Annotated in this window: 13 protein-coding genes; 6 read left to right on the top strand and 7 right to left on the bottom strand. The window is 70.0% G+C overall.

The window, feature by feature from the left end; all coding sequences use genetic code 11:
* Positions 1 to 163 precede the first annotated feature (163 nt).
* Entirely contained in the window at positions 164 to 1,399 is a 1,236-nt protein-coding gene (locus JIG36_RS40075; RefSeq protein ID WP_203381693.1) for a hypothetical protein, read from the top strand.
* A 30-nt stretch (positions 1,400 to 1,429) separates the two neighbouring features.
* Here the strand turns inward: JIG36_RS40075 and JIG36_RS40070 are convergent, their stop codons facing one another.
* From JIG36_RS40070 to JIG36_RS40050, 5 genes are read right to left on the bottom strand one after another with little or no spacing between them, the layout of a single operon-like run.
* On the bottom strand, positions 1,430 to 2,389 hold the full coding sequence (locus tag JIG36_RS40070) for a quinone oxidoreductase family protein (protein WP_203381692.1): 960 nt from the start codon (positions 2,387 to 2,389) through the stop codon (positions 1,430 to 1,432).
* Complete coding sequence (locus JIG36_RS40065) at positions 2,386 to 2,748, bottom strand: hypothetical protein (RefSeq protein WP_203381691.1); 363 nt, start codon at positions 2,746 to 2,748, stop codon at positions 2,386 to 2,388. The genes JIG36_RS40070 and JIG36_RS40065 overlap by 4 nt, the downstream gene beginning before the upstream one ends.
* The gene (locus JIG36_RS40060; protein ID WP_203381690.1) at positions 2,745 to 3,617 is read right to left on the bottom strand and encodes a DODA-type extradiol aromatic ring-opening family dioxygenase; all 873 of its coding nucleotides are present in this window, start codon (positions 3,615 to 3,617) and stop codon (positions 2,745 to 2,747) included. Before JIG36_RS40060 ends, JIG36_RS40065 begins: the two co-directional genes overlap by 4 nt.
* A gap of 3 nt (positions 3,618 to 3,620) precedes the next feature.
* Positions 3,621 to 4,400, bottom strand: coding sequence for a citryl-CoA lyase (locus JIG36_RS40055; protein ID WP_203381689.1), 780 nt, complete (start codon positions 4,398 to 4,400; stop codon positions 3,621 to 3,623).
* Positions 4,385 to 5,515, bottom strand: coding sequence for a CaiB/BaiF CoA transferase family protein (locus tag JIG36_RS40050; RefSeq protein ID WP_203381688.1), 1,131 nt, complete (start codon positions 5,513 to 5,515; stop codon positions 4,385 to 4,387). Before JIG36_RS40050 ends, JIG36_RS40055 begins: the two co-directional genes overlap by 16 nt.
* Positions 5,516 to 5,701: 186 nt before the next feature.
* Between JIG36_RS40050 and JIG36_RS40045 the strand changes: the two genes are divergently transcribed.
* Genes JIG36_RS40045 through JIG36_RS40035 form a run of 3 tightly spaced genes read left to right on the top strand, consistent with a single transcriptional unit; the run spans position 5,702 to position 8,243 of the window.
* A complete protein-coding gene (locus tag JIG36_RS40045) occupies positions 5,702 to 7,087 on the top strand; it encodes an amidohydrolase family protein (RefSeq protein ID WP_203381687.1) in 1,386 nt (461 codons plus the stop codon).
* Positions 7,088 to 7,098: 11 nt separating this feature from the next.
* Positions 7,099 to 7,905: an IclR family transcriptional regulator domain-containing protein gene (locus JIG36_RS40040; protein WP_203381686.1), complete on the top strand. Its 807-nt coding sequence runs from the start codon at positions 7,099 to 7,101 to the stop codon at positions 7,903 to 7,905.
* A 20-nt stretch (positions 7,906 to 7,925) separates the two neighbouring features.
* Positions 7,926 to 8,243, top strand: coding sequence for a hypothetical protein (locus JIG36_RS40035; RefSeq protein WP_203381685.1), 318 nt, complete (start codon positions 7,926 to 7,928; stop codon positions 8,241 to 8,243).
* A gap of 3 nt (positions 8,244 to 8,246) precedes the next feature.
* On the opposite strand, the gene JIG36_RS40030 is transcribed toward JIG36_RS40035, so the two are convergent.
* Positions 8,247 to 8,798 carry a MarR family winged helix-turn-helix transcriptional regulator gene (locus tag JIG36_RS40030; RefSeq protein ID WP_236049186.1) on the bottom strand — a complete coding sequence of 184 codons (552 nt, stop codon included), beginning with the start codon at positions 8,796 to 8,798 and terminating at the stop codon, positions 8,247 to 8,249.
* 95 nt (positions 8,799 to 8,893) lie between these two features.
* Between JIG36_RS40030 and JIG36_RS40025 the strand changes: the two genes are divergently transcribed.
* Together JIG36_RS40025 and JIG36_RS40020 are read left to right on the top strand one after the other, a co-directional pair.
* Positions 8,894 to 9,526 (top strand): FMN-dependent NADH-azoreductase, encoded by a 633-nt coding sequence (locus JIG36_RS40025; RefSeq protein ID WP_203381683.1) that lies wholly within the window; start codon positions 8,894 to 8,896, stop codon positions 9,524 to 9,526.
* Positions 9,527 to 9,619: 93 nt separating this feature from the next.
* A complete protein-coding gene (locus JIG36_RS40020) occupies positions 9,620 to 10,828 on the top strand; it encodes a DUF4241 domain-containing protein (protein ID WP_203381682.1) in 1,209 nt (402 codons plus the stop codon).
* Between the two features lie 1,788 nt (positions 10,829 to 12,616).
* On the opposite strand, the gene dnaJ is transcribed toward JIG36_RS40020, so the two are convergent.
* Positions 12,617 to 13,756 carry a molecular chaperone DnaJ gene (dnaJ, locus tag JIG36_RS40015; RefSeq protein WP_203381681.1) on the bottom strand — a complete coding sequence of 380 codons (1,140 nt, stop codon included), beginning with the start codon at positions 13,754 to 13,756 and terminating at the stop codon, positions 12,617 to 12,619.
* Positions 13,757 to 13,766: the final 10 nt, after the last annotated feature.

Raw genomic sequence — 13,766 nt, 5'->3', positions numbered from 1 at the left:
CGGGACCAGCCGGCGGTAACGACGGCACATGCTGCTCGTGACGATCACCGTCACCAACGGCCGGGTCACAGCCCTGAACCAGGACCGTCTGCGCGAAATCGAAATCCTGCCGCTGTGACGGAGGGTATTGCCAGTTCAAGGAGGGTGCCGCCAGAGTTTGATCATGGGGACTTGGGGACATCTGTCGGCGCGGCAGTGGAAGCTTCTTCAGCAGGTCGCTGACGGCGATGATCTCAGCGGGCCGGACGGTCTACGGCAACGGATCACGGCCTTGAGCCTGAACAGCAAGCGGCTGGTGCAGTTCAGCCGGCGCGACGACGTGCAGCGGGTGGAGATAACCGCCGCCGGGCGGACCTATCTGAAGAAGGGGCCCCGGCCCACGGGCCTGCCCGACGACGCCGCCCGGCAACGCAAGGCCGACACCGGCCGCCGCGTCGAAGAGGAGCGGCAGCGGGTGGCCCGCGACCTGATCGCGGCGATTCAACGAGCCGGCGGAACCCTTCGCCTGGCCAACCCCGGCCCCGTGTCGCGTGCCTCTCACCGGCAGGCACTCCACTCGGCCGTTCAGTACGGCCTCGTCCCGGACGGTTTCCAGCTCGACCACACCGGCCGCAGCTCAGGCGACCTCATCATGCGACTCGTCCCCGAAGAGGACCCGCTTGCTGCCGATCCGCTGATCGAAGCATCACCTGTGGACAGTTCCGACCTCGCCGGCCTCGGAGCGAACTCCTGCTGCCTGCAGGTGTCCGACGCGCTGTTGCCTCGAGCCATCGATATCTTGCGCCTACTGGCCGAGCAGGCCCGGCCCCACGGTCGTGTTGTTCTGAGCAATGCTTCCGACCATCCCGAGCTCTACCTCGTGATGGAAGGCGATCGCTTCGCGCTGGCTGTCCGGGAGAAGGACGACGGGGCGACGCCGGGGCAGCTGACCCTGGAGATCGGTCGTCCGGGCGAAGACGACTTCCTCAGTTGGTCCGACCACCGACGCACCACGATCGAACGACGGATGCCACGGATCCTCCGAGAATTCGGTTATGCCCGCGCCGCGCGCATCGAAGCCGCCCACGCCGGTGAGGCCATCCGGCCGGAAAGCATCACGGAGCGCCTGGAGCGGGCGGAACAACCCCGCGAACAGCCAGAAGAGCCTCGCGAGCATCCGGCGAGATCGAGAGCGGCGGCCGCACGGCGGGCGAAGGCATTCCAGGAGGCTCTCGGCGCCTGGTCCGCTGCGCAGGAGATTCGGGCGTTCTGCGACGCACTCATGATGGCCGGCGTGCACGACGATCCCGACATCGCCGCCAACCGGGCCCACTGGATCGCATGGGGCCGGGCCGAGGCCGACCGCATCGATCCCTCGCACGGAGAAGGCCTCGCCTACACGCCGTTCGACCAGGAGTAGCCGAGCAGATCCGGCCGGCTCGCTGACCGATCAGAAAGCCAGCACGATCCGGCCGTCGGCCTCTCCAGCCGACTGGCGTGTCCAGCCGGTGGCCACGTCGGCGAACGGCACGACCTCGTGTGTGACGGTGAGGTTGCCCTCGGTGGCGTGGGCGGCCACCACACCGAGGGAGTCGGCCCGCTCGCCCACCGACAGGCCGTTGTTGGTGTAACCCAGGATCTTCAGCGAACCACTGCGCAGCGTTGCCGAGTCCAATGGGGCGGTTGCGCCGGCTGAGCTGCCCAGATTGACCAGGCGGCCGCCGGGACGCAGCACCCGCAGAGCGGCCGCCGCGGGCACGCCGAAGACCGGGTCCAGCACGAGATCAACCAGACCCGCGACCGCCTGCAACCGGGAAGCCAGGGAAACCGGGTCGTCGGACGGCAACAATTGCACGGTCTCCACCGCGCCCAGTGAGCGGGCGCGGTCGAGGGCCGCCGCCGAGCGGGACACCGCTATCACCCGGGATGCGCCGCCGAGCAGGGCCAGCTGGATCGCGGCCTGGCCGACCACCCCGCCGGCTCCGAGCACCACGACCACCTCGCCCGCAGCCAGGCCGCCGGTTCGGGTCAGGGCGGCATGTGCGGCCACCGCCGACAAACCCAGGGCCGCGATCAGGGGCAGGGGCGCCGATGGGGGCAGGGGGACCACATCCACGTACGGGATGACGACCTCGGCGGCCATGCTGCCGTCACCTGGACGCATCCCGGCGGACGTCGCGAACCAGACCGGTGTGCCGTCCTCGCGATGGCCGACTCCCTGCACCCCGGGTACGTACGGGGTCGCGGGTTGTCCGAAGTAGCTTGTGCCCGACGCGCAGAGCAGGTCGAGCGGGGTGATCGGCGCCGCCACGACGCGGATCGGGACCTCGCCCGCGTGGGGGACGGGCGGCCGCCTCTCCTCGATGGACGGCGGGCGACCGCACACCCGCAGCACGGCCGCGGGAATCATGTGGCTATGTCCGGGTAGGGCAGGTTGAAGTGGGCCATCCGGGCACCGTACGCCTTCTGGTACTCCAACGGCTCGGTGTTGTCGCGCTCGAACATGGCGATGAACAGCGTCAGCGTCAGGAACGGGTGGGCGCCCAGCTCGAACAGCTTGACGTGGTCGTGCGCGATCAGCGCCGTACGTTCCTCGTCGGTGAAGCGCAACCACGTGCTGGCCTCACCGGTGAGGCAGTTCAGCACCATGTTCGCGCGCGAGTCCTCCCACCACGTGACCAGTTCGGCCGGCGTGGCGCGGTATCGCTCCACGAGGTCGGGGTCGCGGTCCACTGTGTAGAGGAACTTGTTCAGCAGATACTTGCTCACAGCGAACCTCCGGACGACGAGGAGGGGTACCAGGTGAAGTAGGCCTCCATCGTGTGGAACAGGTCGAGCGTGTCCACGTAATCGGCCTTCGCTCCGGCGCCGGCCACACCCATCATCAGCATGAAATCCATGAACCCGTGGGTGGCGTTGCCGGGCGAGTGCAGGCTGTCCAGGGTCACCTCGCGCAGGCAGTTGTCGAGGTCGCCGGTCGCGATCCACTCGACGGCCCGCCGGTCGAACTCGGGGTCGGGGCCGTGCGGGCCGAACTGCCGGGGGCCGCCCAGCTCGAGCGACAGGTGCCCGGTCCCGATGACCGCCACCCGCAGGTGCGACGGCCACGATTCGACGATGCGCCGGATCGACTCGCCCAGCTTGACGAAGCGGGACGGCTGGGGCAGCGGCGGCGCGAAGATGTTGGTGTAGATCGGCACGATCGGCAGGTCGGCCTCGGGCCGCAGCGTGATGATCGGGCAGGTGATGCTGTGGTCGATGCGCAGCTCGTTGCTGAACGCCAGGTCGAATCCGTCGTCGAGGCCGGCCCGCAGGATGTGCGCCGAGAGGTCTTCCTGGCCCTTGAGCAGCATGCGGGGCAGGCCGAACTCGCGTTCCTCGTTGTACCAGTTGGCGTCGTAGAAGGGCGCCTTGCCGACCAGGAACTGCGGCATGTTGTCGAGCCACAGCTGGTGGAAGTGGTCGGAGCCGACCATCACCAGCACGTCGGGGTTGGCCCGGGTCAGAGTCTCGCGGAAGGCCAGGATCTTGCGGGTCCACTCGTCGGCGAACGGCGGGCGGTCCTCACCCGTCGAAGTCGAGGCGCGGTAGTAGAACGGGTGGTGGGTGGACGCGATGACCGCGACGATGCTGGCCATGCCTCAATCCTTCCGGGGCTCGTAAACGGCATTACGGTCGACGGTGCGATAGATGTCCATGGCGATGGGATTGCGCCGCTCCTCGGCGATCTGGCCGAGCAGCCCGGCCGCCCGCGCCAGCAACGCGAACCCCCGGAGCAGGTCGGTCGGGAGCCCCAGGTCGGCCAGCGCCGCACCGCACACGCCGGCCCCGTTCAAAGGCAACCGCTTCCCGAGTACGGACGGGTGCACGCGCCCGATCGCCTCGAACAACCGCAGATGCGGCCCGCGCAGGCCTTCCTCCTCAGCGATCCGGAGAAGCACCGGCGTACGGGGATCCTGGTCCTTGTGAACGGGATGACCCAGGCCCGGGATGAAACGCTTGGCGGCCTTGGCCTGACGGACCGCCTCCAGAGCGATCACGTCGTAGTCCCGCTCGGTGCCGGCCTCGACCAGGGTCCGGGCGAGAAACTGTCCACAGTCCTCGGTCACGCCCAGGAACCGTGACCCGCCCCCGAGCAGCCCGGCCGCCATCGCGCCCTGCAGCGAATCGGGCGCCGACAGGTAGGTCAGGCGGGCCGCGATCGCCGTCGGCGTGAATCCGTGGTCGGCCAGCGCCACCAGCACCGCCTCGAAGACCCGTACCTCACCGGCCGTGGGACGACGCCCGGCGACCAGCCAGAACGCCAGCTCGCCGAAGCCCACCTTCCCCATCAGGTCGGCCGCGAGGTCTTGCCCCAGCAGCGAGATGGTCTCGGGCGTCGACGTGCCGAGGCCGGTCGGAAACGCTAGCTCCTCAGCCACTTACGGATCTCCTCGCCGTGCTCGTCCAGGCCGGGCGGCGGCAGCTCGTACCGCGGCCGGCTCTCACTGAAGGTGATGGGGTTGCGGATGCCGGGCACGCCGCCGGTGGTGACGACGGGGTCGAGCCCGACCTTCTCGGCGAACGCGACGCCGCCGTCGATCGTGTTGATGGGCGCGCACGGGACGCCGGCCGCGATGAGGTCGGAGAACCATTCGTCCTTCGTACGGCGGGAGAGCCGCTCGACCAGAATGGGGCGGAGTTCTTCCCGGTTGGCCGTGCGGTCCTGGTTGCGCCCGAAGCGTGGGTCGTCGGGCAGACCCGGCAGGTCGAGCACCTGGCACAGCTTGCGGAACTGCCCGTCGTTACCCGCGATCACGATCAGCTCGCCATCGGCGGTCGGCAGTGGTTCGTACGGGAAAAGGCTCGGATGCGCGTTGCCCATGCGGAACGGGATGGTGCCGCCGGCCACGAACCCGCTGGAATGGTTGACCAGCCCGGAGAGCGCGGAGCTGAGCAGGTTGACCTCGACGTGCTGCCCCCGCCCGGTCCGGGTCCGATGGTGCAGGGCGGCCAGGATGCCGATGTTGGCGTGCATGCCGGCCATCACGTCGAAGACCGAGATTCCCGCCCGGTACGGGGATCCGTCCGCGTCTCCGGTGAGGCTCATCAGCCCGGAGATGGCCTGCACCATCAGGTCGTACCCGGGCAGCCCGGCCCCTTCGCCGGTGCCGAAGCCGCTGATGCTCGCGTACACGATCTTCTCGTTCGCGGCGGCCACCGTGTCGTAGTCGAGCCCGAACCGCTTGAGCCCGCCCGGCCGGAAGTTCTCGATCATGATGTCGGCGCGGTGGGCCAGTTCCCGGGCGTCGGCCAGGTCGGCGTCGTTCTTGAGGTCGAGCGCGATCGACCGCTTGTTGCGGTTGATGCCCAGGTAGTACGTCGAGACCCCGTCCCGCACCGGCGGCATCCAGGTGCGGGTGTCGTCGCCGGACGGCCCCTCCACCTTGACCACCGTCGCGCCGAGATCGGCCAGGAGCATCGTCGCGTACGGCCCGGCGAGGATCCGGGAGAAGTCCGCGACCAGCAGGCCGGCGAGTGGGCCGTTCTCAGTCATGCGTACCGCCCGTTCTGCGGACACTCGTCCGCTCGATCAGAGTGCTACGTCGCACCACCCGTGTCAACGGGCGCTTCACACAGCCGAAACAAACTATTGACCCTGCAAGTGGCCGGGAGCACACTGACGCCACTCGGACTGACCGCTGGGCGGACAACAGTCCGGAAATCCAGGAGAGGATGGGCGATGATCTTCCGTAATGGCCTGGTTCTGACGATGGACGACTCGCACACTGTGCTCGAAAACGCCGACGTGCTCATCGTCGACGACAAGATCGCCGAAATCGGGCCGGATCTGACCGCGCCCGACGGTCACGAGGAGATCGACGCCTCCGGCGGCATCCTCATGCCCGGCATGGTCGACACCCACCGGCACATGTGGCAGACCGCGATGCGGGGCTACGGCGCCGACTGGACCCTCACGCAGTACTTCGTCTGGTACTACCTCGAGTCGGGCAAGCACTTCCGGCCCGAGGACATCCATGCCGGCAACCTGCTCGGCGCGCTCGAGGCCATCGACTCCGGCGTGACCACGACCGTCGACTGGTCACACGGCCTGCAGAGCACCGACCACGCCGACGCCGCGGTCGACGCGCTCGAATCAGTGCCGGGCCGCTTCGTCCTCGCGTACGGGAACATCCAACAGGGACCGTGGGAATGGGCGACGTCGCCGCAGTTCCAGGAGTTCTACCGCCGCCGCATCGACGGCGGGAAGCTGGCCGGCTTCCAGATGGCGTTCGACGTCACCGGTGACCCGGCGTTCCCCGAGAAGGCCGCGTTCGAGGTCGCCCGCGAACTGGGCGTCCCGGTCACCACGCACGCCGGGGTGTGGGGCGCGACCAACGACGACGGCATCCGGCTCATGCACGACAGCGGCTTCATGAGCCCGGGCAACGTCTATGTGCACGCGGCCACGCTCTCCAGCGACTCCTACCACCGGATCGCGGCCAGCGGCGGCTCGGTGTCGGTCTCGACCGAGAGCGAGCAGAGCGCGGGACAGGGTTACCCGCCCACCTGGCAGCTGCGCCGGCACGGGATCCCGGTGTCGCTGTCGATGGACACGAGCGTCTGGTGGAGCGGGGACCTGTTCTCGGCGATGCGCACCACGCTCAGCGCCGACCGGGCCCGCGAGCACCTCGAGGCGCACGGCAAGCAGGAGACGGTCACCCACCACCACCTGCGGGCCGAGCAGGTCGTCGACTGGGCCACCCGCGGCGGGGCGAAGGCGCTGGGCATGGACTCCTCGATCGGGGCGCTCACCCCGGGGCGCCAGGCCGACGTCGTACTGATCAAGAATGATGCCTCCCCGGTCATGTTCCCGGTGCTCAACCCGTACGGGCATGTGGTCTTCCAAGCAGCCCGGGGCGACGTGCACACCGTCGTCGTGGACGGCCGGACGGTGAAGCGGGACGGCAAGCTGGTGGACGCCGATCTGGCCGGCGCGCGGACCAAGGTGAACGCCACGATCGACCACCTGCGCGAGACGCTGGGCGAAGAGGCCTGGAAGCAGGGCATGAACCCGGACATCCCCGAGGCCCGGATCCTGCACAACCCGTACCAGTACACCAAGTAGGGTCCCGTTCCATGACCGACATCGGAAGGGGCGCCGGGCCCGACTTCATCGAGGCGCTGGCACGCGGCCTCGACGTCCTGCGCTCATTCCGTCCGGGCACCCCGGCCATGACGCTCAGCGAGATCGCCGGTCAGACCGGGCTCGCGCGGCCCACCGTGCGGCGCATCCTGATCACGCTGGAGGCCCTGGGATACGTGCGGGCCGACGGCCGGGGCTACGCGCTCACGCCGCGGGTGCTCGAGCTCGGGATGGCGTACGTGAACAGCCTGTCGATGTGGGATGTGGCCCGGCCCCACATGGAGAAGCTGGTCGCGCAGACCAACGAGTCGTCCTCGATGGCCCAGCTCGACGGTGACGACATCGTCTATGTGGCCCGGGTCGCCGTCCCGAAGATCGTCACGCTGGCGGTCACCATCGGCACCCGCTTCCCGGCCCCGGCCACCTCGATGGGCAAGGTGCTGCTGGCCGCGCTGCCCGCCGACGACCTGGCCGCGGTGCTGGCCCAGCCGTCCCGCTCGGGCATCACCGCACGCTGGCAGCCCACGCCGGCCGAGCTCGACGCCTCGCTGCGCGAGGTGCGGGCCAAGGGCTGGGCCCTGGCCGACCAGGACCTCGCGCCCGGCATCCGCTCGATCGCCACCGGCGTGCGCGACGGGGACGGCCGGGTGGTGGCCGCGATCAACGTGACCGTCCACGCCGCCGAGACCTCGGTCGAGACCCTGGTCGAGGACCACCTGCCCAAGCTGCTGCGGGCGGCCGCCGACATCAGCCACGACTGGTCATTGACGGCCGCCGTTCCCGCCGTGCGCTCGTCCTGATCCGGTGGCACGCTGATCGCGTGAGGCTCGTGACCGACCTTTTCGACCCCGAACCCGTGCGGTGGGGTCTGCGCGGCGACCCGTGGGTCTGGCGCGCGATGTGCGAGCAGCTCACCGGTCTCGCCCTGCCGCCTTCGGTGGGCGAGGTGGAGAGGCTGCTCCTGGCCACCTTCGACCGCGTGGTCGCGGTCGACCTGGCCACCGAACCGGCGCCCTGGGTGTTCCGCGAGGAGTTCGCCCACGGCGGCATGTCCAGCGGCAGCGTCCACATGGAGATGTGGCGGGCCGAACTGCTCCCGACCCTCGTCGACCGGGCCCGCAGCCGCCTCGACGGCTGAGCCTCAGCACACCGCGTCGGGCGCCGCGCCTTCCCGTTCCCGCTGGTCGGCCGCCTCGATCTCGGCGTCGATGTGCTTGCCGGTGCCCGGCGCGGCGGTCGCGGTGATCTCGTGGGCGATCCGCTGGAGCTGCCGCACCTGGGCCGAGGTCAGGTTGTCGAAGACCAGACGCCGAGCTTCCCGGACGTGTCCCGGCGCGGCCGCCACCAACGCCGCGTATCCCGCCTCGGTCAGCACGGCCTCGGTGCACCGGGACTCACCGGTGCCGCCCGACTGCCGCGTCACATAGCCCTGCTTCTCGAGCCGGCTCACCGCGTGTGACAGCCGCGACAGCGACCCGCCCGCCATGTGCGCCAGGTTGCTCATCTGCACGGCGTGACGCTCGGGCCGCGACAGCGAGCTGAGGATCGAGTATTCGAAGAAGTTGAGCCCCGTGTCGCGCTTGAGCTGGGCCTCGATCGCGCTGGGCAGGGTCATCACCATCGCCATCAGCGTCATCCACGCCGCGCGTTCCTCACTGTCGAGCCAGGGGACCTGCTCGTCCGACGTGTCCATGCTCACGCCGGAAGAATACCGCCTCCACGCACTTGAATGTTCAAGCCGATGGTGTCAGCATCGTCATTGAACATTCAACCCGCTAGGGAGTTGTCATGACCGTTCTGCGCATCGACTCGAGCATCCAGGGCCCCGCCTCGGCCTCGAGCGAGCTGGCCGACATCGCCGAGGCCGAGTGGACCGCCGTCCGCCCGGGCACCGCGTTCGTCCGCCGTCACCTCGCCGCGTCCCCGCTGCCGTCGGAGGCCTGGGCCACCGCCGTGCTCGCCGGCTTCGTGCCCGAGGAGCAGTGGACCGATGAGCAGCGCACGGCCCGCGCGCTGGCCACCCGACTGGCCTCCGAGCTGCGCGACGCCGAGGCCGCGATCCTGGCCCTCCCGCTCTACAACTGGGGCGTCTCGCAGCACGTCAAGACCTGGATGGACCTGGCCATGGCCGGCGGCGAGCAGGGCGAGCCGCTGCTCAAGGACAAGCCGGTCATCGTGCTCACCACCCGCGGCGGCGGCTACAGCGCCGGCACCCCGCGCGAGGGCTGGGACCACAACACCGCCTTCCTGCGCCGCATCGTCGAAGACGTGTGGGGCGCCGATCTGACCCTCATCGAGCGCGAACTGACCCTGGCCGCCGTCACGCCGGCGATGCAGCCGTTCCTCGAGGCGGCCGAGCTGATGAAGAAGGCCGCGCACGAGGCCGCTACGCACGCGGGTCGCACGCTCGCGTCGCGCTGACGCAAAGTTGCCGAATTTCCTCGCAACTGCGGAGTGTTTCGTGTCGGCTACGGGGCGGCGGAACCCCCTCCCACCTGAATAAGATCGCCGCTCATGGAGACCACGTTGGCGGCGGTGTACTGCGAGGGTTGGGACGAGGGCTGGCTGGTCAACCCGCTGACCGACAACGGGGCGGAAGCGCGCGATTCCGCCGGCGAGCCCTACTCGGTAGTCCTGCTCGCCGGCGGGCGCTTACACACCGTATTGAACATCTCGTGGACTGAGGGTTACTGCGCGGTGCTCAAATACGACGAGTCGGGCCAACCCACCGCCACCACCGAGTGGCGCCGGGCCCCTGAGGGCGACCTGTTCCTGCGCGAGTCGACCACCCGCTCCGGCCCCGGCGCCGACGCCGCCCGCCACAAGACCAGCTGGCAGCTCAACGGCTGGCGCTCCGACAGCGTCGAACCGGCCGGCGACCGTGGCGGGCGCAACACCTTCGCCGACGGCGGCTTCTCCGCCCCGCGGCTGCCCATCCCCGCCTTCGGCCGCTGGAACGCCCTGCTCGACCGGGCCGCCCGCATCCACCTCGAGGCCTGCGTCGAGCCGTTCGCCGAGGTCTGCCCGATCCCGCGGGTCACCGACGGCCCGTTCCGGGTGACCGCCGCCGCCCCCGGCCACGGCCTGCCGGCCCGCACCTCCGACGAGCGCCCCTGGCACCCACCGCGCCCGCTGCAGCCCCGCAACCTCGACGCCCTGTTCCGCGAAGGCACCGAACGCACCGTCGGTGACCGCCGCATGCGCATCTCCACCCACGCGGCGGGCAAGCTCAACCTGCCCTCGGGCCGCCTGGTCGCCGCCGACCCGTCCTCCCTCGACTACGGCGAGGAGCCGTTCGCGGTGACGGTCGCCCCCGGCACCTACCCCGCGACGGTCAGCCTGGCCACGTTCACCGACGACCCCGGCCACACCCGCGTGGCCGCCGTCCGCCTCGACATCTCCGACCGCCGCCCCGCCCGCTGGGAGCTGGCCCTGCGCGACGGTCAGGACATGCTCGACCTGGGCTACGGCGAGTTCTTCGGCTTCGGCGTCGACGCCGGCATGGCCTGCTTCACCGACGAGGACAACCGCGAACGCCTGTCCGACGAGTGGCAAGCGTTGACCCTGCGCGACCCCCGCTACACAGTCCTGGCCGACGGCGACATGATCGCCTGGTCCAGCGGCTGGGGCGACGGCTCCTACCCCACGTGGATCGGCCGCGACCACTCAGGCCGCGTCACCACTTTCATCGCCGACATGCTCCTCTTCCCCAGCGACGACTGAGCCTCGCGGTTGCTCTCTCGCCGTCTCCCGCCCTCTTGCTGTCTCCCGCCCTCTCCCCGCCTCTCGCGCTCTCCCCGTCTCTCACGCTCTCCCCGTCTCTCACGCTCTCGCCGTCTCTTCACGCTCACGCCGTCTCTTCACGCTCACGCCGTCTCTTCACGCTCACGCCGTCTCTCGCGCTCTCGCGCTCTCTCGCGCTCTCTCGAAGATCAAATTCAGGACGTCCCGGCTGGGTGGTGGGTGACGGACCGTCGCTCCCGCGGGGGCCTGGGCGGGTTTCGCTGGCCGCTGACGCGTCCAGAACGCAAAACCCACCCAGGCGACGTGCATGAGTGGCAACGCTCAACCCGAACAGCCTGATACGGCCGTTCCCCAGACACCGGACCGCCCTCGGCAGCGACTGTTGAAGCTGCCCCCAAGTCCACTCTTGCCGCTTGGCGCCCGCCCCGCCGATCGCGCGGAAGCGAGGCGAGGTCCAGGTGGTGGCTGCGATCAGCCGCATGGCGTTGTGTTGCACATGGTCGTTTCTCGGACGCCGTCAGTCGCCGCCTGGGCCACGCCACAGCCCCTCGTGATCGGCCGACCCTAGTTAGGCCCGGGCTTCCATCCCACCCGACCTGGAGCGCCGCCCCTCGACCGCCTACCTCCGCCCCCGGTCGGACGCCCCGTCCCCGGTCGGACGCCCTGCCCCGGTTGGACGTCCCAGCCCAGCCGCGGCCGAATGCCCCTGGTTCGGCACCCCCGCCCCAGTCGGACGCCCGGGCCCCGGTTGGACGCCTCGACCCGGTTGGACGGCTCGACCCGGTTAGACACCCCACCCCGGTCACTGGGTGGGGACGAGTACAGCAGCCAGGTACGACACTTTTCGACCGCCATCCACAGACATCGCTTGCCGACCAGCGCGGATTTCAGATCAAGTTCGATCACGGACGCCCGGCCGACAGCACCGATTCCCGACGACAGAACGCCCACGGACGCACGCCACGCCCCGGCTAGACACCCCACCCCGGTCACTGGGTGGGGACGAGTACAGCACCCAGGTACGACACTTTTCCGCCGCCATCCACAGACATCGCCGGCCGATCAGTGCCAAGTTCAGCTCGAGCTCGATCACGAACCCGCGATCAAGAACACCAGCCCACGACGACAGCACAGCGACGAACCCGCGACCGACAACACCAGCCCACGACGACAGCACAGCGACGAACCCGCGACCGCAAACGCCGGCCGACGACAGCACAGCCACCGACCCGCCGACCCGCCGACCCGCCGACCCGCCGACCCGCCGACCCGCCGACCCGCCGACCCGCCGACCCGCCGACAGCATCAGTTCACGACGACGGCACCGCCACGTGCTCGCGACTGGCGATGCCGGCTCGCTACGACGGCACGGTCACGTCCGCGGTGGGCGGGGACGAGGATGACCGCGCAGCGGGCATGGCGCGACCCCTCACGCACGTCGCCGTGGTGGGTTTCGCGTTCTGGACGCGTCAGCGGCCAGCGAAAGCCGCCGCGGTCCCCGCGGGAGCGACGGTCTGTCACCCACCACCCAGCCGGGACATCGGCTCTTGATCTTGTGTGGGCAGATCCGACCCCCGCGGGAGCGACGGTCCGTCACCCACCACCCAGCCGGGACATCCGGCTCTTGATCTTGTGTGTGGGCAGATCCGACCCCCGCGGGAGCGACGGTCCATACCACCCGCCCAGCCGGGACATCGAGACTTTGATCTTGTATGTGGGGTAGATCCGGTCTCCACCACCCAGCCGGATTTTGACGCTGAGAGCGGCTCAGTGGCCGTTGAAGGCGTCTCGCATCCGGCTGAAGAAGCCGCCCTGCTTGCTCAGCTCGGCCACATCCTCGCCGCGGGTCTTGGCGAAATCTCGCAGCATGCGTTCCTGGTCGGCGGAGAGCTTGGTCGGCGTCTTGACGTCGAGGTGCACGAACAAGTCACCGCGGCCCTGGCCCCGCAAGTGGGGCACGCCCTTGCCGCGGATGCGCAGCGTGGACGCGGGCTGGGTGCCGGCCTTGACCTCGATGCCCTCCTCGCTGTCGAGCGTCTTGATCGTGAGGCGGGTGCCGAGGGCGGCCGCGGTCATCGGGAGCGTGACGCGGCAGTGCAGGTCGTCGCCCTTGCGGGAGTAGACGTCGTGCGGGCGCTCGTGGATCTCGACGTAGAGATCGCCGGGGGTGCCGCCGCCGGGGCCGACCTCGCCCTGCTGGGCCAGGCGGATGCGCATGCCGTCCTCGACGCCGGCCGGGATCTTGACCGTGAGCGAGCGGCGGGTGCGGACGCGGCCGTCGCCGGCGCAGGTCGGGCACGGGTGCGGGATGACGGTGCCGTGGCCCTGGCAGGTGGCGCAGGGGCGGGACGAGACGACCTGGCCCAGGAAGGTGCGCTGCACGCTCTGCACCTCGCCCCGGCCGGCGCACGTGTCGCAGGTGGCCAGGTGGGTGCCAGGAGCGGTGCCGGCGCCGGAGCACTGGGTGCAGAGCACGGCGGTGTCGACGGTGATCGGGGCCTCGACGCCGAACGACGTCTCGACGAGGTCGAGTTCGAGGCGCAGGATCGCGTCGGCGCCGGGACGGGTGCGCGGGCGTGGGCCGCGGGCGTTGCCGCCGGCGGCCGTGCCGAAGAACGCGTCCATGATGTCCTGGAAGCCGACGAAGGGGCCGCCCGCGCCGGGGCCGCCGGCGCCGCCGCCACCACCGGGGGCCAGGGGGTCGCCGCCCAGGTCGACGATCTGCCGCTTCTGGTCGTCGGACAGGACCTCGTACGCCGCGTTGATGTCCTTGAACTTCTCGTGCGCTTCCGGGTCGGGGTTGACGTCCGGGTGGTACTGCCGAGCCAGTTTGCGGTAGGCGCGCTTGATCTCGTCGTCGGTGGCTTCCCGGCTCACACCGAGAATGCCGTAGTAGTCCTTGGCCACAGGCTCCGCA

Origin of the sequence: Paractinoplanes ovalisporus, from assembly GCF_016834655.1 — a bacterium.
In the GTDB taxonomy this organism is placed as follows: Bacteria; Actinomycetota; Actinomycetes; order Mycobacteriales; family Micromonosporaceae; genus Actinoplanes; species Actinoplanes ovalisporus.
This window is presented reverse-complemented; position numbering and strand designations above follow the sequence as displayed.

Coding starts and splice junctions, on each gene's coding strand:
- JIG36_RS40075 (WP_203381693.1), top strand. CDS start 164: ATGGGGACTTGGGGACATCTGTCGGCGCGGCAGTGGAAGCTTCTTCAG.
- JIG36_RS40070 (WP_203381692.1), bottom strand. CDS start 2,389: ATGATTCCCGCGGCCGTGCTGCGGGTGTGCGGTCGCCCGCCGTCCATC.
- JIG36_RS40060 (WP_203381690.1), bottom strand. CDS start 3,617: ATGGCCAGCATCGTCGCGGTCATCGCGTCCACCCACCACCCGTTCTAC.
- JIG36_RS40050 (WP_203381688.1), bottom strand. CDS start 5,515: ATGACTGAGAACGGCCCACTCGCCGGCCTGCTGGTCGCGGACTTCTCC.
- JIG36_RS40045 (WP_203381687.1), top strand. CDS start 5,702: ATGATCTTCCGTAATGGCCTGGTTCTGACGATGGACGACTCGCACACT.
- JIG36_RS40040 (WP_203381686.1), top strand. CDS start 7,099: ATGACCGACATCGGAAGGGGCGCCGGGCCCGACTTCATCGAGGCGCTG.
- JIG36_RS40030 (WP_236049186.1), bottom strand. CDS start 8,798: ATGGACACGTCGGACGAGCAGGTCCCCTGGCTCGACAGTGAGGAACGC.
- JIG36_RS40025 (WP_203381683.1), top strand. CDS start 8,894: ATGACCGTTCTGCGCATCGACTCGAGCATCCAGGGCCCCGCCTCGGCC.
- JIG36_RS40020 (WP_203381682.1), top strand. CDS start 9,620: ATGGAGACCACGTTGGCGGCGGTGTACTGCGAGGGTTGGGACGAGGGC.